The following is an 18,252-nucleotide window of genomic DNA, read 5'->3' on the forward strand; positions in this document are numbered from 1 at the left end:
ACTGCGCGATCCGATCCGTTATGTAAAATTAGGTTTTGGAGCGGACCGATAACCCCCGCGTCATGTTGGTGAGTCATGCTGGACCCGAGAATCAAGCTTCGCCATCTGCGGACCTTCGTTGAGGTAGCCCGACGCGGCAGCGTCAAGCAGGCCGCCGACGCCCTCGCGGTGACCCAACCGGCCGTCTCCAAGACCCTGAAGGAATTGGAGGAGATCGTGGAGGCGCGGCTGCTGGAGCGCGGCCGTGCCGGCGCCGCGACGACGCCGGTCGGCGAAACCTTTCTCCACTATGCGGCCTCCGCCCTCGCCTCCCTGGTACAAGGCATGGACGGTATCGCCCAAGCCCGGCAGCAGGGTCAGGACATCCTGACCGTCGGCGCCCTGCCCAGCGTGGCCGCCCGTATCATTCCCGGCGCCGTCGCGAGCTTCAAGGAGGCCACGCCGGAGATGACGATTCGCATCGTCTCCGGCCCCAATCCCTACATCCTCGACCTGCTGCGCGACGGTGAGCTGGACCTGGTGGTCGGTCGTCTGGGACCGCAGGAGAGCATGACCGGCCTGAGCTTCAATCACCTCTATTCGGAGCGGGTCGCGGTGGTGGTCCGTCCCGGCCACCCGCTGCTGACCACGAACGACGTGACGCGGATCGCGGACTACACCGTACTGTTCCCCAATCCCGGCGCGGCGATCCGCGAGCTGTGCGAACAGCTTCTCATCACCAGCGGGATCGCCCGCCTGCCCGACCGGATCGAGACGGTCGCCGCCACCTTCGGGCGGACTTATCTGCGCAAAACCGATGCCGTCTGGTTCATCTCTTACGGCGTCGTCGCCCTCGATATAGCCGACGGGCTGCTTGTCGAACTGCCCTTCAACATCGACCAGACCCTGGGTCCGGTCGGCCTGACCGTGCGGGCGGAGATCGCCATGACGCCGCCAATGACTCTCTTCGCCGGCATCCTGCGCAGGATCGTCGACGCGGCGGCGCCGTGACGGCCGGACAGGGCTTCGATCATGACCGCTGAAATCCGGCGACGCCCTAGGATATCCCACGTCGCTTGAGAACCGAAGAGAGTGCCAGGCAGAGAAAGAGAGCCGCGAACAGCAAGGGCGCCGCATCCGGTCCCATGGCCCCCATGGCCGCTCCGGACGCGGCCGGTCCGACGACACTGCCCGCTCCGTAGATCAGGCCGAACACCACGGTTCCCGAGAGCAAGGCGCCACCGCTGAAACGGGCCCCGAGCCCGGCCAGGGCCACTGTGTAGAGCCCGAAGGAGGCGGCACCGGATGCCGCGATCGCCACCCAAAGCCAGACCTCGCTGCCGACGGCGACCGGCAAAAGCAGACAGGCGACCGCAGTCGCGAGGGAACAGCCGAAGACGACCGCCGTTTTGGACGTGATATCGAGCAGCCAGCCGATAAAGATCTGGGAGGTCACCATACCGATCAAGAAGGCGGTCAGGGTCACTGGGGCCCGTTCGGCCGACAAGCCCTTCTCGATCACATAGACCGGCAGGAGCTGCATCATGCTCATGTCGAAGACCGCGTGAACCCCAACGAGCAGCAGCAGGCCAGGCGCGGCGAGCGCAACGGCCGCCATTCGCCGAACCCCCACGGACGGCAGAGACGAGGAGACGGCCGCCGCCTCGATCCGCAACACGGCGAGCAGGCTCAGGGCAATCAGACCGATGACAACCAGGTAGGGCGCCAGACCCGAGGTGCCGGTCAAGATCAGCAGAAGAGGTCCGATGCCGAAGCCGAGTGCGGACAAAGACGTGTAGAGCCCTACGACCCGCCCGCGCACGGCAGGGTCGACGCGCGCATTGATCAAGGCTTCCGCGATCACAAAGGTAGCGTTCAGGCAGAATCCTAGCAGAACTCTCAAGAAGAACCAGACGGCGAGGTCGGATATCAACGCGAAACCGGCGATCGCTACCGCGCTGCCGAGCAGGCCGAACAGCATGACCGTCCTTGGCCCGAACCCCTTGAGCAAGGCAGGCAGCGCAAAACTGGAGGCGAGTATACCCGCGCCCATTGCCGCGCTATTGAGGCCGATCAGCGTCGCGCTCGCCCCTTGGACCTTGAGATTGATCGCCAGCAGGGGATAGCTCATGCCGAGGGCGACGCCGAAGGCCGTGACGGAGATCAGGGTATTGATCAGAAGGGGCCAGTCCGTCGCCCTGCCCGAAGGTCGTCCGTCGGTAGAGCGCAAAGACGGGCACATGGAGGTCTCCGGCCGAAGGCTATTCTGGAAGAGGAACTCTGGAACGCGCCTTTAGCGGGTTGCATCCAACGCCGCAAAGCCGGACCATCTGATCGATCGGCAAAGCCGCTGACAAACCAAATTAAAGCTGTGTTTGCAGGAGAAAAACTCACGCAAATGGCGCGCAATCTGCCCCCGCTCAACGCCCTCAAGGCCTTCGAGGCTGCCGCGCGGAAGCAAAGCTTCACACAGGCCGCCAACGAATTGAGCGTGACCCAGGGTGCGGTTAGCCGACATATCCGGCATCTCGAACAGGCGATGGGTCTCCGCCTCTTCGAACGTCACCACCGGAAAGTGATCCTGACGAGTCACGGCCGGCAGTTGCTGGCGATCGTCGGAACGGCATTCGACCAGTTGGAGTCCGGCATTGGCGGACTGCGGGGCAAGCCTCCAAACGAGCGTCTGGTGCTCGCGGTCGACGCCGATTTCGCCAGCCTTTGGCTGGTGCCCCGGCTGGCGGCGTTTCGCGCGGCCGTACCGGATATCTCTATCGAAATCGCCGCGACCCGCGACCAAGTCGACTCACCGAACCACCGGGTCGACTGCAGCATTCGTTATGCCAAGGAAGCGCCGCCGGACCTGCATTGCGACCTGCTCTTCCGCCCGTCGCTCTTTCCGGTCTGCAGTCCCGCACTGCTGGAAGACCACGACAGCCTTGGCGCGGCGGACGGCCTGACGGGCCGCACGCTCCTGCATGACCGCACGACGGAGGAATGGTGTCGCTTCGTGGCGCTCTGCGGCCTGAGCGACCGAATCGACTGCACGGCAGGCTCCCTCTTCAGCGACACCCTCCTATGTCTGGAAGCAGCGGCGCATGGCCAGGGCGTTGCGATCGGAGACGATTTCCTGACGGCCAAGCACCTCTCGGACGGCCGCTTGATCAGCCCCTTCGGCCCCGCCTTCGCCTCGCCCAACCTGTACTACTTGGTGTTCCCGCACGACCGCTCGGCCAAAGCCAGAGCCGCCCCGTTTCGGCAATGGCTTTTGCGCGAGATCGAACGGCACCCGCGATATGGCCCGACGGTTGCCCCCGACGCATGACCTCGACGCTAGCTTGGCGGCTGCCATTCAATGGAAGCGCCCCGCATCAATAACGCTCAGGTTATCCAAACCCGTGAAATCCTCATTTTTCCTTCGGCATTGCGTGATGCAAACTGCAGGAAAAGCGGATCCGACCGAAGCATCGGCGGAAAAAACACAAAGGGAGGACATCGGAACCATGCGAGCCAAACTGCTGTCGGGCGGGCTGATCGCCGCCGCCCTGCTCTTCGGAGCTACCGCCGCGCAAGCCCAGGACGTGACGCTGCGGCTGCATCAGTTCCTGCCGCCGCAGGCCACCATCCCCTCGAAGGCCATCGATCCCTGGATCGAGCGCGTGGAGACCGAATCCGGCGGTCGGATCGAAATCCAGCACTTCCCGGCCATGCAACTGGGCGGCGCTCCGCCCTCGCTGTTCGATCAGGCCCGCGACGGCGTGGTGGACATCGTCTGGACCGTGCTGGGCTATACGCCGGGGCGCTTCAACAAGACCGAGGCCTTCGAGCTGCCCTTCATGGTGACGACCGGCGAGGCGACGTCGCGCGCCTTCCACGAGTACGTCACCGAGGCGGCGCTCGACGAGTTCGCCGACGTTCAGCCGCTGGTGTTCCATACTCACGGGCCCGGCCTGCTGCACGTGAAGGGCGACGGCGTTCGCGCGATCGAGGACATGGACGGCCTGAAGCTGCGCGGACCGACCCGGGTGATCACCGCGGTGCTGGATCGCCTGGGCGCCACGGCGATCGGCATGCCGGTGCCGGCCGTTCCGGAATCCCTGTCCAAGGGCGTGATCGACGGCGCGGTGATTCCCTGGGAGGTCACCGTGCCCCTGAGGGTGTCCGAGCTGGTCGAAACCCACACGGGCTTCGACGGCGATCACGGCCTCTACACGGCGACCTTCGCCATGGTCATGAACCGGGACAGTTATGAGAGCTTGCCCGACGACCTGAAGGCGGTGATCGACGCGAACTCCGGCGTCGAGGCGGCCGCCCTGTTCGGCAGCGCCATGGACGCCGGCGACATCGTGGGCCGGCAGCGCGCGGAGGAAGCCGGCAACAGCATCGTCATGCTCGACGCCGCCGAGACGGACCGCTGGCGGACGGCAGCCGAACCCATCATCGACGCCTGGATCGCAGACATGAACGACAGCGGCGCGGACGGCACCGCGCTGGTCGAGCGGGCCCGCGCACTGATCGCCGAACACTCGGCCCCGTGAGTTTCCGCGGCGGCGGGGCGGTCTCGGCGGCCGCCCCGCCGTCTCTCCCTCAATCATCCGGAGCCAGGATCGAGCCGTGATCGAACGTTTGATCCACAGAGCCGCGCTGAGCCTGGCGCTCGCCGGCGGCGGCGCCTTGCTGGCCATGACCGGCCTGACCGTCGTGAGCGTCACCGGACGGGGCCTGATCGCCCTCGGCCTCGGACCGGTGCCCGGCGACTACGAACTGGTCGAGATGGCGGCGGCCTTTGCGATCTTCAGCTTCCTACCCTGGTGCCAGCTCCAGCGCGGCCATGTGACGGTCGACCTCTTCATGGCACCCCTGGGCCGACGGGTGAACCTGGCCGCGGATCTGATCGGCAACCTTCTCCTGACCGCGGCGGCGGGCGTGATCGCGTGGCGCCTCTGGCTCGGTCTCCAGGATCGGCTGTCCTTCGGGGAGACGAGCTTCATCTTGGGCATCCCCCTGTGGATCGGCTACGTCTTCGCGGCTCTCGGCGCGGCGCTCTTCGTGGTCGTCAGCGCCTATACGGCCTTGCGCAGCCTGCGGGAGCTGCGGGAGACGACGGCCGCTCCGACCTCGGGCCCACCCCCGGGCAAGGGCTGGCCGTCATGAGCGGCATCGAGCTGGGTCTGCTGGCCTTCCCGATTCTCATTCTCCTGATCTTCCTCCGCATCCCGATCGGGCTGGCAATGCTGCTGATCGGCTTTTTCGGAGTCTGGATCATCACCGGCAGCGAGCGGCCGATCCTGGCCCAGCTCAAGTCGGTCCCCTACGACACCTTCTCCAACTACTCCCTCTCCATCGTGCCGCTGTTCCTGCTGATGGGACAGTTCGCGACGCGCGGCGGCATGTCCCGCGCGCTCTTTCAGGCCGCCGCCGCCTGGCTGGGACATCGGCGCGGCGGAATCGCGATGGCCTCGGTCGGCGCCTGCGGCGCCTTCGGGGCGATCTGCGGCTCCTCGCTCGCCACGGCCGCTACGATGGGACAGGTTGCGCTACCGGAGCTCAAACGCTTCGGCTACTCCGGCGCCCTTTCGACCGCGAGTCTCGCGGCCGGCGGCACCTTGGGCATTCTGATTCCGCCCTCGGTCATTCTGGTGATCTACGCGATCCTGACCGAACAGAACATCGCCAAGCTCTTCGTCGCGGCCTTCGTGCCCGGCATCCTGGCCGCGCTCGGCTACATGCTCACTATCGCCATATATGTTCGCGTCTTCCCGGAGTCCGCCGGGCGACGCGCAGCGAGCCCGATGGACGAGCGTTGGCGGGCTCTGGTCCAAGTCTGGCCGGTGCTTGCGATCTTCCTGCTGGTGATCGGCGGAATCTACGCGGGCTGGTTCACGCCGACCGAAGGAGCCGCCGTCGGCGCGGCCGGAACCGGCATCGTCGCCTGGGTCAATGGCGGCCTCGACTGGCGTGGGTTGCGCGACGCGATCCTGGCGACCGCGGTCTCCACCGGTATGATCTTCTTCATCCTGCTTGGCGCCGCGGTCTTCAACTCCTTCCTCGCCTTCTCCCAGCTTCCGCAGGAGGCGGCCCGCTTCATCGGCGACAGCGGCTATAGCCCCTGGCTGGTCCTGCTCGCCATTCTGCTTTGCTACCTGGTGTTCGGCTGCGTCATGGACTCCCTGTCGATGATCCTGCTGACCATTCCGATTTTCTTTCCGATCATCATGGCGCTGGACTTCGGCATGACGCCGGAACAGACCGCGCTCTGGTTCGGCATCCTGGTTCTGATCGTGGTCGAGGTCGGACTGATCACGCCACCCGTCGGCATGAACCTCTTCGTCATCAACTCCATGTCGGGGGGCGTCCCGATCGGGCAAACCTATCGCGGCGCCCTGCCGTTCATCTGCAGCGACTTCCTTCGGGTCGCGCTGCTGGTGCTTTTCCCGGGTATCACACTCTTCCTCGTTTCGGCCCTCTTCTGAGCAGGCGGCAACCATGAGCAAGCGCGTCAAAGTGGGAATCATCGGGTCCGGTCCGGCCGGTCTCCTGTTGGGTCAACTGCTGCATCGGGCCGGCATCGAGACGGTCATCCTGGAGCGCCGCTCCCAGGACTACGTCCTCGGCCGTATCCGGGCCGGCGTGCTTGAACAGGGCGCGGTCGGCCTGATGGACAAGGCCGGCTGCGGCACGCGCCTGCACAGCGAAGGGCTGGTCCATGCCGGGGTCAACCTCGCCTTCGACGGCGAGCTGCACCGGATCGATCTGGAGGAGCTGACCGGCGGCGACACCGTCATGGTCTACGGACAGACCGAGGTCACCCACGACCTGATGGATGCCCGCGCGGAGGTGGGGGCCCCGACGATCTACGAAGCGGATAAGGTCCAGCCGCACGACTTCGACGGGCAGAGCCCTTACCTGACCTACGAGAAGGACGGTCGGAGCCATCGCCTCGACTGCGACTTCATCGCCGGTTGCGACGGCTACCACGGGATCAGCCGACAGTCCGCGCCGCAGAACATCCTGAAGACCTACGAGCGGATTTATCCTTTCGGCTGGCTGGGTCTGTTGGCCGACGTGCCGCCGGCAAATCACGAGCTGGTCTACGCCAACAGCGCGCGCGGCTTCGCCCTCTGCTCGATGCGGTCGCTGGAGCGCAGCCGCTATTACATCCAGTGCGATCTGAACGACGCGGTCGAAGCCTGGTCGGACGAGGCCTTCTGGGACGAGTTGCGTCATCGTCTGCCGGATCGGCTCGCCCAGTGCGTGACCACGGGCCCTTCGATCGAGAAATCGATCGCGCCGCTGCGTTCCTTCGTCGCCGAGCCCCTGCGCTTCGGCCGCCTGTTCCTCTGCGGCGATGCCGGACATATCGTACCGCCGACCGGCGCCAAGGGCCTGAACCTCGCCGCCAGCGACGTGCACTATCTCTACGAAGCCCTGGCCGCCTACTACCGGGACGGCTCCGAGGCCGGCATCGACGGCTATTCCGCCGCCGCCCTGGCCCGGGTCTGGAAGGCCGAGCGCTTCTCCTGGTGGTTCACCACCATGATGCACCGCTTCCCCGACGACGGCCCCTTCGGCCAGAAGATCCAGGAAGCCGAGTTGGACTATCTGGTCGGCTCACGCGCCGCCGCGACATCACTCGCCGAGAACTACGTCGGCCTGCCTTATTGAAACGCGCCCGACCCGCTTGCGCGCAGCACGCGACGTGACGCCAGGCTCGACCCGCTATAGTCTCGCCAAGGTCGAACCGAAAGCCGAACGGGAGACAGCGGAGCATGACGACGGTAACGCTTGGCGAGTCCGACTGCCTGGTAGTGATCGACCTGCAGAACGACTTCATGCCGGGCGGCGCGCTGGCCGTTCCGGACGGAGACGCCGTGGTGCCGGTGATCAACCGTATCGCCGCGCGCTTCCAACATGTCATCGCAACCCAGGACTGGCATCCGGCCGGCCACAGCTCTTTCGCTTCCGCGCACCCGGGCCGGTCGCCCTTCGAGACGATCCAGGCGGCCTACGGCGAACAGACGCTCTGGCCGGACCACTGCGTTCAAGGCACGTCCGGCGCGGCCTTTCATGGCGACTTCAATCCCGAGCGGGTCGAACTGATTCTGCGAAAGGGCTTTCGTCCGGGCATCGATTCCTACTCCGCCTTCACGGAAAACGACCGCAGTACGACGACCGGTCTGGAGGGCTACTTGCGAGCTCGCGGCTTCCGGAGACTGTTCTTCGCCGGGCTGGCGACGGACTTCTGCGTAGGCTGGTCGGTGGAGGATGCGCGTGCCGCCGGTTTCCAAGCCGTCCTGATCGAGGATGCCTGCCGCGCCATCGATCTCGGGGACTCCCGCGCTGCTGCGGTATCGGCCATGGAAGCAGCGGGCGCACGGATCCTCCGCTCGTCGGAACTTCCCAGCTAGTCGGCTAGTCGGCGGGAGATTGAAACACCGCCTGCATCCAATGTTCCATGCGCAATGTGCCGAGGTCGCGCACCTCGAGACGGGTCAGACCGCCGCAGGAAGCGATACGATCCATGAGGACGCCCTTGTCCCGCCAAGCAGTCGCCTCGAAGTCACCGGGCGTGAAGCCCTCCGCGTAGCCGTCCACCATGTCGACGACGAAGTGACCGCCGGGTACCAGCAGACGACGGACCTCGGCCATGAACTGTTCGATGGTGAAGACGTGGTCCAGGGCATTGGTATAGATCGCCTGGACCGACCGGTCGGGAAAGGCAACGGCATGGAAATCGCCCGGCAAGACATGGCGATTGTCGGTGCCGGGATTGAGGTCGATGCCGACGGAGAAGATACCCAGCGCGTGGAGGGCGCGCACCTCCGTACCCAGGCGCGCGCCGAGGCACAGCACGTTGGCGGCCTCGTTCAAAACGGTACAGTCGCGAAAACGGCGAAGGAAGTCCTGGTAGTCCTCGTCGATCGTGTCATTGAGGCGGGACCTGATGCCCTCCAGTTTGGAGGCTTGGTGTTCCACGTAAGCCTCGTAGGAGGCATATCTGCGCTGGACGATATCACCCTCGTGCGACCAGATGCCGTCGTCCCGGAACTTGGCGTCGCGCAGTTTCCGTTTCGCCGCCTTCTCACGCTCCCGTCCCCGGGGGCCGATGCCGAAGCGCAAGGTCTTACCCAGATTTTTGAACTTCACCGTTGGTCCTTCAGCTCTTTTATTTTCGTGAAACGCGCTGCAGGTCGACTGCAAACCCTCGACCTATCGATTCGAATCGCCGTCCAGCGGCGCGAGCTTGGAACCGCCAGTACACAGTCAAAGCCGGTAACTCAATAGCGGCGGTCGTCATGAGCGGCCGTCAACTCCGTCCATAGACTGGGCACCTCGAGCCGACAGCGGCCTGATTTTCGCTGCCGCCGACCGCCAGGCGCCGAGTCCCGGCTCAGGCTCCCTTCTAACAGGACCTGCCCCTGCGCCGCACCGTCGAGGGCTGTAACAGATCGTTCAAGCGCGATTGACACTGCGTTCGCAGCGACTGGCGATGCTCTAGTTCACAGGCGGCGAGGTTCTCGTTCACACACAGCGCCGCACCGGCATGCGAAGCCATAAGAAGCTCAGCCCGGCAAGCTGCGCCGGCGCCAATCGGAAAAGGCCCGGAGCAGAACGGACGGCAACTGCAGCTCATGGAATTGGAGGCACAGGGAATGGAGAAGGCGATGACTTGGAATACCCTCGGCAGCAACACGACGGCGCGAGACCACCTTGCCGTCGTGGGCGATCCCGAAATCGGCGGAGCGGACCAGCCCCGCCCGGCGACAATACACCCGGCCTGTTTCCCGGAACCCGACTTCATCAACCTCTTCAGTTGCTGGCAGGGCTTTAAGGGTCTCGGGGCCGTGCCCTTGCGCTCGGCCATCGATCCGACCTTGTTGCCGCGCAAGCTGCTGCAAAACATCTCCATCATCGAACGGCTGATCTCCGTCGACGGAGAGCGCTTTCGTTACCGTCTGGCAGGCACGGCCATCGAGCAGGCCGCCGGTCGCAGTCTCACCTGGGCCTATCTCGACGAGATCCTGCCGGCCAAGGGCTACGGAGCACAGGTTCACCGGCAGCTGCGGTTGCTGACCGAGCTGGAAGCACCTGTCTACGCGGAAGGTGCCTACCTGACCTGTGTCGACGACCGGACCGGCCTGCGGACGACCTGCCATCTGATGCTGCCGCTCGCCGACGACGCCGGGGCGATCCGCTACGTGCTCACCGCCCAGACCTTCGGGACGCTGCGCAACCTCAACCATGCACCGTTCCTGCAAGCCGACGACTTCCAGTCCGGGCGGATGGCCATCGTGCGAACGCGCTAGACCCGCAAACGCACGGAAACTGCCGCCCAAAACGGGTATCGCCGGACTTGGCTGCGCTCGGGCGGGCCGCCTGAGAACTCTACGACAGCGGGCGTTTCGCCCTCCCTGCACTTTGCGGTAGCGTTTCGTATCCAATCTACATGTTGCTTTTTACTGTGGGGAACTCACTACAATGGTGAGGTCGATCCTCTTCGGCCTTTCGCAACAGATTGTTTGCTGACGACCATGAAGAGCCAACGCATCCTGATCATCGAGGACGACGAGTTCACGCGGCGTCTGCTGGCCGCCTTTCTGGAGAAGTCCGGATTCGTCGTCACCGAGGGCGGCGACGGCAAGGACCTGCATGCCCGCACGCGGGACACCGCGTTCGATCTGATCGTTCTCGACCTCAATCTGCCGGACGAAGACGGCCTGGTCCTGACGCGCCAGCTCCGTGCTCGCTCGCGCGTGCCGATCCTGATGCTGACAAGTCGCGACGACGAAACCAACCGCTTGGTCGGCTTCGAGCTGGGCGCCGACGACTATGTCACCAAACCTTGCAATCCCAACGAGTTGCTGGCGCGCGTGCGGGCGATCCTGAACCGCTCCTCCAAGCCCGACGACAAGGATCCCGCCGCGCCGATCGCCTTCCGGGGTCATACCTTGGACCTTCAACGTCATCGCCTGACCGATCCGCAGGGCGAGGAAGTTCAACTTACGGCGGGGGAATTCCATCTGCTGTCCGCCCTGGCCATGGCCAACGGTCGCGTCCTGAGCCGGGCGCAACTAATCGATGCCGTCGGAAGTCCGGAGGATGCCCTGACCGAACGATCCGTCGACGTTCTGATCAGCCGTCTGCGGCGCAAAGTCGAAGCGAACCCTCAGGAGCCGGATTTGATCATCACGGTTCCGCGCTACGGCTACCGCTTGGCCGTGAGCTGATTCGGCACAGCCAGGCGGTCGGGACGCGGACAAAGCGGCCAGACAAACCAGTCGATCAGTTCAGCAGGCCCCGCCCGATCTCGCGACGCAAGACGGACAGCTCCCGTACCAGCTCGGCATGCTGCGACGCGCCACCGTCCAGATCGCCGTCGGAGGCCGCCGTTTCCAAGGCGCGCCAACAGGCGCCGAGGCGCATGGCTCCCATGAAAAAGCAGGCGCTGGCGGCGCGATGCGCCTCGGCCGCGAGTTCGCTCTCGGCCTCGGCGGCGAGCGCTTGGGCCGCCCGCTCGACCTTCCCGCTCATGTCTTCCAGAAACTCGTCGATGGTCCCGCGCGCTTCCTCGAAAGATGCGAAGATCTCGCGCAGATAGGCCGGGTCGAAAACGGCAAACTCCTCGTCGTCCGGATCGCCGCGCTCCTCGGCAGGGGCGACCGGCCGGGCCTTTGCGCCGCCGATCAGGTCGCCGATGGTCTGGACGAGCCGACCTTTTGCAACCGGCTTGGTCAGGGTCACGCTCGCACCGGCGGCGCGGCACTTCGCGGTCGCGCTCTCCCGGGCATCCGCCGTCAGCGCGATAATCGGCAAGCGCGCGCTTTGAGGGCTCGCCCGAAGCTGCCGCATCAGGTCGATCCCGTTCAGGTCCGGCATATGGTAGTCGGTGATCAGCAGGTCGTAGATTCCGTCACGGAGAACCCGCAGCGCATCCTTGCCGTCACGCGCCACCGTCGCGGCGTACCCCTCGCGCGTCAGAACCTGCTGCAGAACGAAGGCGCCGGTCGGATCGTCCTCGGCGATCAGGACGCGCCCACGCAAGGGTCCGGGGGAGGCCTCACCCTCGGCCGACAGCTTCAGCCCGCTCTGCAGGTCCTCCAAAACCACCGGCCTGACATCTTGGCGGAGCGACGCCCCACCGCGTTGCTCCTCGGCCGCCAGCGCGGGCACGCTGAGGCTGAAGCGGGCGCCGCGACCGAGCTCGCTCTCGGCTTCTATCGTACCGCCCAGAAGCTCGGCGAGGCGCTGCGAGATGCTGAGGCCGAGCCCGGTTCCGCCGAAGCGGCGCGTGGTGGAGGCATCCGCTTGCTGAAAGGGCTCGAACAGGCGCGTCAGCGACTCCGATGCGATCCCGATGCCGGTGTCGCTGACGCAGAAGACGACCCGCTCGCCGCTGCGGCGGACGTTCAGCAGCACCGCGCCGGCATCGGTGAACTTGATCGCGTTGTTGACCAGGTTCCAGAGAATCTGCCGCAGCCGGAGAGGATCGGTCAGAAGGCGTGCCGGAACATCGGGCTCAACCTTGCAGGAGAGATCCAAACCTTTCTGCAGGGCGACACCTGAATAGGCATCCGTCACGCTGCGCGCCAACTCGCGGAGATCGACGGCTTCGTTGGCGACCAGCAATTCGCCGGCTTCGATCTTCGAAAGATCGAGGATGTCGTTCAGGATACCCAGGAGGGTTTGGGAGGAGCGCTTCGCGCGGTCCAGCGCATCGCTTTGCCGGCGGGTCAGAGAGTCCTCCTCGATAAGGTCCAGGAGCCCCAGCACGCCATGCAGCGGCGTTCGCACCTCATGGCTCATGACGGCGAGAAAATCGGATTTCGCCCGATTGGCATCGTCCGCCTCCTCCTTCGCGCGCCGGAGCCTGCGCTCCGCCATCTCGCGCGTGGCAATCGCCGATTTGAAGGCGGCAACGGCGCTTTCCAGATCGCCGATCTCGTCGGTCCGGTTCGCCATCGGCGTCTCCACCGACAGATCGCCGTTCATCAACCGGCGCAGGGCGGAGGTGCTGCGGTCGAGCGGCTGCGTAATGGCACGCGCCAGCACGAAGGCGAGAACGGCAAGCACGAGCAGCACGCCGAAGCCCGCGGCCAGGCCGACATGGCGCATCGAGGTCAGCGGTGCGAAAACTTCCGAAGCCGGCGTCTCGGCAATCACGGCATAGCGAACGCCCAACAGGTCCGCCGGCCCGTAGGCCACGATGGTGTCGCGTCCCGCGGCGGCGCCCGGAGGCTGCCAATCGATCTGCTCGACACCGGATGCACCGCCGATCGCCCAGCCGACCGGATCGATCTCGACCGCCTGCTGCAGGACTCGCGGTTCCTGCGGCGAGCGCAAGCGGCTGCGCAGCAAACCGTCCGCCCCGACGAGAAGGGTCTGGCCGGTCTCGCCGAAGCCTTGGCCGTCGGCCAGTGTGTCGTTCACCCGCTCGACATCGATGACAAAGACCAGGAAGCCCAGCAGCGCGCCGTCCGGCCGCTTGAGCGCGCTTGCGACACCGCCGATGATCGATCGGTCGCCGAGGCGATAGGTCTCGGCAAGATCCGTGAAGACGTAGGGCGCGTCGTCCTGCTTCCGCGCGGCCAGAAAGGCGGCCTGAACCGGCTCGCCCGCGAAGCTCTCGTCGTCGATGCGATGAGCGAAGTCGTTGGCCTTTGCCACGCTGTAGAGCACCAGGCCTTCGGGCGAGAGCAGGAGCAGGTCGGCATAGCCCATGATGTTGCGATGACGCCGCAGCCGGGGGTGATAGAAACTGTGCGCGACCGAGTAGAGCGAGGCGTCTTCGGCGTGCTCCAGGTGATCGCGCTGGCGCGGAGCATGAGGGTTGCTCTCGACGTAGAGCGTCCGGAGCTGACCCTCGGCATCCGCCCCCAGGTCCGTCCAGCCCGCGACGAAACTGGTCAGGGCCTGACTGACGGCGGGCGACGACTTGAAGACTTGAAGATCCCGGGCAATGCTTTCGGAGAGGGTACGCAAGGCTTCGATGCGTGTGCTAGTGTGTGCACGAAGCTGACCGTCGATCGACGACTTGATCTGTTCTGTGGCCGCCCGGTCGGAGATCAAGCCAACCGCAGTTCCTCCGAGCAAGGCTGCGAAAGCGATCAACAGAGGCAGCTTTGTGCGGAAGCGGATGCGATTGAGCAATGCAATCACGACAACACCTCCACGCCCCTGAGAGGATCGCACGAGACCCGAGGCGGCAGACGAAACCGCTTGGACGTCTGGCACACAGGGTTCTTTTTTGCACTGCAGCGCTGGTGATCGCGCTTGCTGCCGTCGTCGGCACGACGGCCCCTGGCCGTGCGGCGGAAACGTCGGAAGACGTCCGTGTTCTGCGTATTGCGACCGAAGGCGCCTATCCGCCCTTCAACTATGTCGACGAGAGCGGCGACCTCGGCGGCTTCGACGTCGACTTTACCTGGGCGCTCTGCGCCGTGATGGAGGTCGAGTGCATCCTGGTCGCCGAGCCCTGGAACAGCATCATCGACGGCCTCGTCGAGAATCGCTACGACGCCATCGTCGCCAGCATGTCGGTCACCGAGGAACGCAAGAGCCGGGTCGCCTTCACTGACAAGTACTACAGCACGCCGATGCGCTTCGTCGCGAAACGGGACAGCTTTGTCGGCAAAACCGAGGTGAAGGGACGGGCCGTCGGCGCCCAGGCGGAGACGACGTCGTTCGACTATCTCAAGGATGGCTATCCCTTCGGCCAGGGTCTGTACGCCTTCGAGACCATGGAAGAGGCCTATGCCGCCCTGCTCACCGGCGAGGTCGAGGCAGTTCTGACGGATAGCCTCGTTGCCTGGGATTTCCTGAAGTCCGAACCGGGACAGGCCTTCTCCTTCGTGGGCGACCCGATCTACACGGACACCGAGATTGCGATCGCCGTCCGCAAGGGCGACGAGGATCTCAGGCAAAGCATCAACCGGGCCATCACGCTCCTGATCATCAACGGGACCTATCAAGAGATCAATCAAAAGTACTTTCCCTTCAGCATCTACTGAAGGCCTGACAGCGTCCCCTTGCGATTTGGCGACCGGCGACGGCCGCAAGACTACAGGCATTCCGGGTTTCCAGCGCTCACGGCTCGGCGGCGACGCCCTGCTCTCTCATAAGGGTCAGAGTGCAATTCACGTTCGAGGCGGAAGCGAACCCGCTTGCCCCTCGAATGCTCGCGCTCCAGGCTGTTTCGCGCTCCGCTGTCCGACCAGGACCCGGCGGCCAGGCCGAAAATCGTCGGCGAAGAGAAAGGGCTCGCTGTGCGCACGGTCCAGCAGACAGACCTTTTGAAGCATCAGAGTAGAGGACGGCGCAGCCGCCGCGTCGAACAGCGGCAGCAGCAGCTCGCAGCTCGCCCGAACGCCGGCACCCCCGTTGCGGAAGGTTAGAAAGGCCCCTTCGCTGTAGAGCGGCCGCCCTGTGTGCTGGACGATGGCGACGTTGCGCATCACCTGCTCGATCCAGCCATTGCGGGTCGGCAGGAGGGCGAGGCTGCGCCCGGCCATGGTGCGGCCCGCCGCCCGTTCGGCCTCGCTCCCGGCGAAGCGGTAGAAGAGACGCTCTCCAGCGTCGCCCCGTCGTTCGATAAGAGACAGATGGGCAACGATGGAGGTGCAAGCCGACAAGCGCTGGAGGAGCCGGTCTGCCTGCTGCGACGCCGCCAACCCTTGCGCCACTCCGTCCGAAGCCAATCCATCCGATATCGTCGCCCCCCCTGTTGCCCTTTCCTGCGGAGGTTGCTCATCCGACAGTCGGCCAAGCGGGTGGAGCCAACTGTCGTAAAGCCGTGCGAAGTCGCCCTTCGGAAGCCCCGTAGCCTCCAAACCCGTCCCGCTCGGATTCACTCCGTTCGAACCCACGGCGGAACTCGGCTGCGACCGATCACGCGACCGGTCATCGAGGCCGGCCCAAGACCTGTCTGCTGCGCGGGCGAGCCACCTCGTCCGGGTTCCTGTGGCCGAGGTCTGCATCGAAGTCTCCAAAGTCCTGTCTTGAACGCTTGGCGTGTTGTGGTTTCCAAGTGTCGCCGCTTGCACCGAACTCGATGTGAACGGCATCCAAACGGCGTGTTACAGACCCTGTTTTTGGCTTCCGGCGAAGAGCTCCTCCCGCCTGGAGCTTCCGCAAGCCTGGCTCTTCGGTCTTGAAGGATTTACTCTCGGGGCGGCCTGCGTTATAGGTTGCCACGGTCGATTGGACCGACCCTCAGGCAACGTAAGGGGGCCTTACAGATGCATCTCGAATTTTATCGAAATCATTGACGCGCGTCCGCGCCCTTTGAGCGAGCAGCCTCGACCGGTCTAGGCCCAACCCAGCCCCTACAGACCCAAAGCCAGCTCCGCTCGCGCCGCCGCGCGATCTCCGAAGGCCTTTCGGCCTCGACGAGTCCCCTGCGGTTAGGAGCGAGCGATGTTTCGCCGGTTCGAGCATCTAGTCGACCACTTTGCTCCCACGTCCGACGAACAGCCGCCTGCCCGGCTGGCCGCCTTTTATTGGCATTACGCCCGGCAGGTCTGGCCGCTGCTCGCCGCCGTCATGCTGGTCGGTTTCTGCGCCGCGCTGGTCGAGGTCGCGCTCTTCGCTTTCCTTGGCGAAATCGTCGATCTGGTGCGGGCGGCCGAGACCCCTTCGGCCTTTTTCGCGGAGCACGGCGCCATGCTGGCCGTGATGGCCTTCGTCGCCCTGATCCTGCGCCCGCTGGTGTTCGGCCTGCATACCCTGCTGGTCAACCAGGCCATCGTGCCCAGCCTGACGAACCTGGTACGCTGGCAGACGCACCGCTACGTGCTGCGCCAGAGCCTCTCCTTCTTTCAGGACGACTTCGCCGGACGCATCGCCAACAAGATCATGCAGACCGGCCCTTCCCTGCGCGAGTCGGTGGTGCAGACCGTGGACGCCCTCTGGTTCGTGGCGATCTACACCGTCAGCGCGCTGCTGCTGTTCCTGGAGATCGATCCGCAGCTCATCCTGCCGCTGCTGCTCTGGGTGATCGCCTTCGTCGGCGCGCTGTCCTATTTCGTGCCGCGCATCAAGCAGCGCTCGTTCCTGGTCTCGGAGGCGCGCTCGGCCCTGACCGGCCGGATCGTCGACGGCTACACCAACATCCTGACGGTCAAGCTCTTCGCGCATGCCGAGCGGGAAGAGGCTTTCGCGCGCGAGGCCCTGACCGAGCACACCGAGGTCTTCCGTGCCGAGATGCGCATGATCACACTGATGGAGTTCACCATCTGGGTGATCGGCGGTGCCTTGATCGTCAGCACCTGCGGCCTGGCGCTGCTGCTCTGGAGCCAGGGCCAGATCACCCTCGGCGCCATCGCCCTGGCGACCGGACTGGTGCTGCGGATCAACAACATGGCCGGCTGGATCATGTGGGTCGTGACCGGGATCTTCGAGAACCTGGGGACCGTGCAGGAAGGCATGGAGACCATCGCCAAGCCGCAGCATGTCACGGACCGCCCCGCCGCCCGGCCGCTGGCCGTCACCAGCGGCGAGATTCGCTACGAGGGCATCCGCTTTCATTACGGCAAAGGCGGTGGGGTGATCGACGATCTCTCGCTGACCATCCGCCCAGGCCAGAAGGTCGGGCTGGTCGGGCGCTCCGGTGCCGGTAAGTCGACCCTGGTCAACCTGCTGCTGCGCTTCCACGACCTGGAGGCCGGACGCATCCTGATCGACGGCCAGGACATCGCCGAGGTCACGCAGGAGAGCCTGCGCGCCCAGATCGGCGTGGTCACTCAGGACCCGTCCCTGCTGCACCGCTCGGTTCTGGAGAACATCCGCTACGGACGGCCCGAGGCCAGTCAGGAGCAGGTGATCTCCGCCGCCGATCAGGCCCACGCCCACAGCTTCGTGCAGGACCTGCGGGACGGCCACGGTCACCGGGGCTACGCCGCCCGCGTCGGCGAGCGCGGCGTCAAGCTGTCCGGCGGACAGCGCCAGCGTGTCGCCCTCGCCCGTGTGTTGTTGAAGGATGCTCCCATCCTGATCCTCGACGAGGCGACCTCGGCCCTGGACTCCGAAGTCGAGGCGGCGGTGCAGGAGCAGCTCGCCCACCTGATGACCGGCAAGACCGTGATCGCCATCGCCCACCGTCTTTCGACCATCGCGGCGATGGACCGCCTGATCGTGATGGACCAGGGCCGCATCATCGAGGACGGCGACCACGCCAGCCTGCTGCGCCACAACGGCCTCTACGCCCAGCTCTGGACGCGCCAGTCGGGCGGGTTCCTGGCGCACGACAAGGGGTGAACGTCGGGCAGAGCGACTGCGTGC

General features: G+C 65.3%; 15 protein-coding genes. 11 read left to right on the top strand and 4 right to left on the bottom strand.

The window, feature by feature from the left end; genetic code table 11:
• Positions 1–75 precede the first annotated feature (75 nt).
• A complete protein-coding gene (gene pcaQ, locus DBZ32_RS05665) occupies positions 76–990 on the top strand; it encodes a pca operon transcription factor PcaQ (protein ID WP_119166096.1) in 915 nt (304 codons plus the stop codon).
• A gap of 46 nt (positions 991–1,036) precedes the next feature.
• Here the strand turns inward: pcaQ and DBZ32_RS05670 are convergent, their stop codons facing one another.
• Positions 1,037–2,221, bottom strand: a complete 1,185-nt coding sequence (locus DBZ32_RS05670; RefSeq protein ID WP_119166097.1) for an MFS transporter — start codon at positions 2,219–2,221, stop codon at positions 1,037–1,039.
• Between the two features lie 156 nt (positions 2,222–2,377).
• On the opposite strand from DBZ32_RS05670, the gene gcvA reads away from it, so the two are divergent.
• From gcvA to pncA, 6 genes are all read left to right on the top strand, one after another.
• A complete protein-coding gene (gcvA, locus tag DBZ32_RS05675; RefSeq protein ID WP_119166098.1) occupies positions 2,378–3,301 on the top strand; it encodes a transcriptional regulator GcvA in 924 nt (307 codons plus the stop codon).
• 178 nt (positions 3,302–3,479) lie between these two features.
• On the top strand, positions 3,480–4,514 hold the full coding sequence (locus DBZ32_RS05680; RefSeq protein ID WP_119166099.1) for a TRAP transporter substrate-binding protein: 1,035 nt from the start codon (positions 3,480–3,482) through the stop codon (positions 4,512–4,514).
• Between the two features lie 76 nt (positions 4,515–4,590).
• On the top strand, positions 4,591–5,130 hold the full coding sequence (locus DBZ32_RS05685) for a TRAP transporter small permease (RefSeq protein WP_119166100.1): 540 nt from the start codon (positions 4,591–4,593) through the stop codon (positions 5,128–5,130).
• Positions 5,127–6,449, top strand: a complete 1,323-nt coding sequence (locus tag DBZ32_RS05690; RefSeq protein WP_119166101.1) for a TRAP transporter large permease — start codon at positions 5,127–5,129, stop codon at positions 6,447–6,449. Before DBZ32_RS05685 ends, DBZ32_RS05690 begins: the two co-directional genes overlap by 4 nt.
• Positions 6,450–6,462: 13 nt before the next feature.
• A complete protein-coding gene (pobA, locus tag DBZ32_RS05695; RefSeq protein ID WP_119166102.1) occupies positions 6,463–7,641 on the top strand; it encodes a 4-hydroxybenzoate 3-monooxygenase in 1,179 nt (392 codons plus the stop codon).
• Positions 7,642–7,745: 104 nt separating this feature from the next.
• Entirely contained in the window at positions 7,746–8,384 is a 639-nt protein-coding gene (pncA, locus tag DBZ32_RS05700) for a bifunctional nicotinamidase/pyrazinamidase (protein ID WP_119166103.1), read from the top strand.
• A gap of 4 nt (positions 8,385–8,388) precedes the next feature.
• Here the strand turns inward: pncA and DBZ32_RS05705 are convergent, their stop codons facing one another.
• Positions 8,389–9,123 carry a class I SAM-dependent methyltransferase gene (locus DBZ32_RS05705; RefSeq protein ID WP_162906582.1) on the bottom strand — a complete coding sequence of 245 codons (735 nt, stop codon included), beginning with the start codon at positions 9,121–9,123 and terminating at the stop codon, positions 8,389–8,391.
• Positions 9,124–9,641: 518 nt separating this feature from the next.
• On the opposite strand from DBZ32_RS05705, the gene DBZ32_RS05710 reads away from it, so the two are divergent.
• Complete coding sequence (locus DBZ32_RS05710) at positions 9,642–10,283, top strand: PAS domain-containing protein (RefSeq protein ID WP_162906583.1); 642 nt, start codon at positions 9,642–9,644, stop codon at positions 10,281–10,283.
• A gap of 225 nt (positions 10,284–10,508) precedes the next feature.
• Positions 10,509–11,204, top strand: coding sequence for a response regulator transcription factor (locus DBZ32_RS05715; RefSeq protein WP_119166106.1), 696 nt, complete (start codon positions 10,509–10,511; stop codon positions 11,202–11,204).
• A gap of 55 nt (positions 11,205–11,259) precedes the next feature.
• Here the strand turns inward: DBZ32_RS05715 and DBZ32_RS05720 are convergent, their stop codons facing one another.
• Positions 11,260–14,133: a hybrid sensor histidine kinase/response regulator gene (locus DBZ32_RS05720; protein WP_162906584.1), complete on the bottom strand. Its 2,874-nt coding sequence runs from the start codon at positions 14,131–14,133 to the stop codon at positions 11,260–11,262.
• 104 nt (positions 14,134–14,237) lie between these two features.
• Here DBZ32_RS05720 and DBZ32_RS05725 point away from each other — a divergent pair, with 104 nt between their 5' ends.
• Positions 14,238–14,984: a transporter substrate-binding domain-containing protein gene (locus DBZ32_RS05725; RefSeq protein ID WP_162906585.1), complete on the top strand. Its 747-nt coding sequence runs from the start codon at positions 14,238–14,240 to the stop codon at positions 14,982–14,984.
• A 126-nt stretch (positions 14,985–15,110) separates the two neighbouring features.
• Here DBZ32_RS05725 and DBZ32_RS05730 read toward each other — a convergent pair whose 3' ends face one another.
• Positions 15,111–15,656 carry a PAS domain-containing protein gene (locus DBZ32_RS05730; protein ID WP_162906586.1) on the bottom strand — a complete coding sequence of 182 codons (546 nt, stop codon included), beginning with the start codon at positions 15,654–15,656 and terminating at the stop codon, positions 15,111–15,113.
• 733 nt (positions 15,657–16,389) lie between these two features.
• On the opposite strand from DBZ32_RS05730, the gene DBZ32_RS05735 reads away from it, so the two are divergent.
• The gene (locus tag DBZ32_RS05735; protein ID WP_119166110.1) at positions 16,390–18,228 is read left to right on the top strand and encodes an ABC transporter ATP-binding protein; all 1,839 of its coding nucleotides are present in this window, start codon (positions 16,390–16,392) and stop codon (positions 18,226–18,228) included.
• The last annotated feature ends 24 nt before the right edge of the window (positions 18,229–18,252 follow it).

The organism is Algihabitans albus, from assembly GCF_003572205.1.
GTDB classification, from domain to species: Bacteria; Pseudomonadota; Alphaproteobacteria; order Kiloniellales; family DSM-21159; genus Algihabitans; species Algihabitans albus.

Bases quoted from the DNA above. Each gene is read 5' to 3' on its own strand.
- DBZ32_RS05680 (WP_119166099.1), top strand. From the start codon at position 3,480: ATGCGAGCCAAACTGCTGTCGGGCGGGCTGATCGCCGCCGCCCTGCTC.
- DBZ32_RS05670 (WP_119166097.1), bottom strand. From the start codon at position 2,221: ATGTGCCCGTCTTTGCGCTCTACCGACGGACGACCTTCGGGCAGGGCG.
- DBZ32_RS05710 (WP_162906583.1), top strand. From the start codon at position 9,642: ATGACTTGGAATACCCTCGGCAGCAACACGACGGCGCGAGACCACCTT.
- gcvA (WP_119166098.1), top strand. From the start codon at position 2,378: ATGGCGCGCAATCTGCCCCCGCTCAACGCCCTCAAGGCCTTCGAGGCT.
- DBZ32_RS05735 (WP_119166110.1), top strand. From the start codon at position 16,390: ATGTTTCGCCGGTTCGAGCATCTAGTCGACCACTTTGCTCCCACGTCC.
- pncA (WP_119166103.1), top strand. From the start codon at position 7,746: ATGACGACGGTAACGCTTGGCGAGTCCGACTGCCTGGTAGTGATCGAC.
- pobA (WP_119166102.1), top strand. From the start codon at position 6,463: ATGAGCAAGCGCGTCAAAGTGGGAATCATCGGGTCCGGTCCGGCCGGT.
- DBZ32_RS05715 (WP_119166106.1), top strand. From the start codon at position 10,509: ATGAAGAGCCAACGCATCCTGATCATCGAGGACGACGAGTTCACGCGG.
- DBZ32_RS05690 (WP_119166101.1), top strand. From the start codon at position 5,127: ATGAGCGGCATCGAGCTGGGTCTGCTGGCCTTCCCGATTCTCATTCTC.
- pcaQ (WP_119166096.1), top strand. From the start codon at position 76: ATGCTGGACCCGAGAATCAAGCTTCGCCATCTGCGGACCTTCGTTGAG.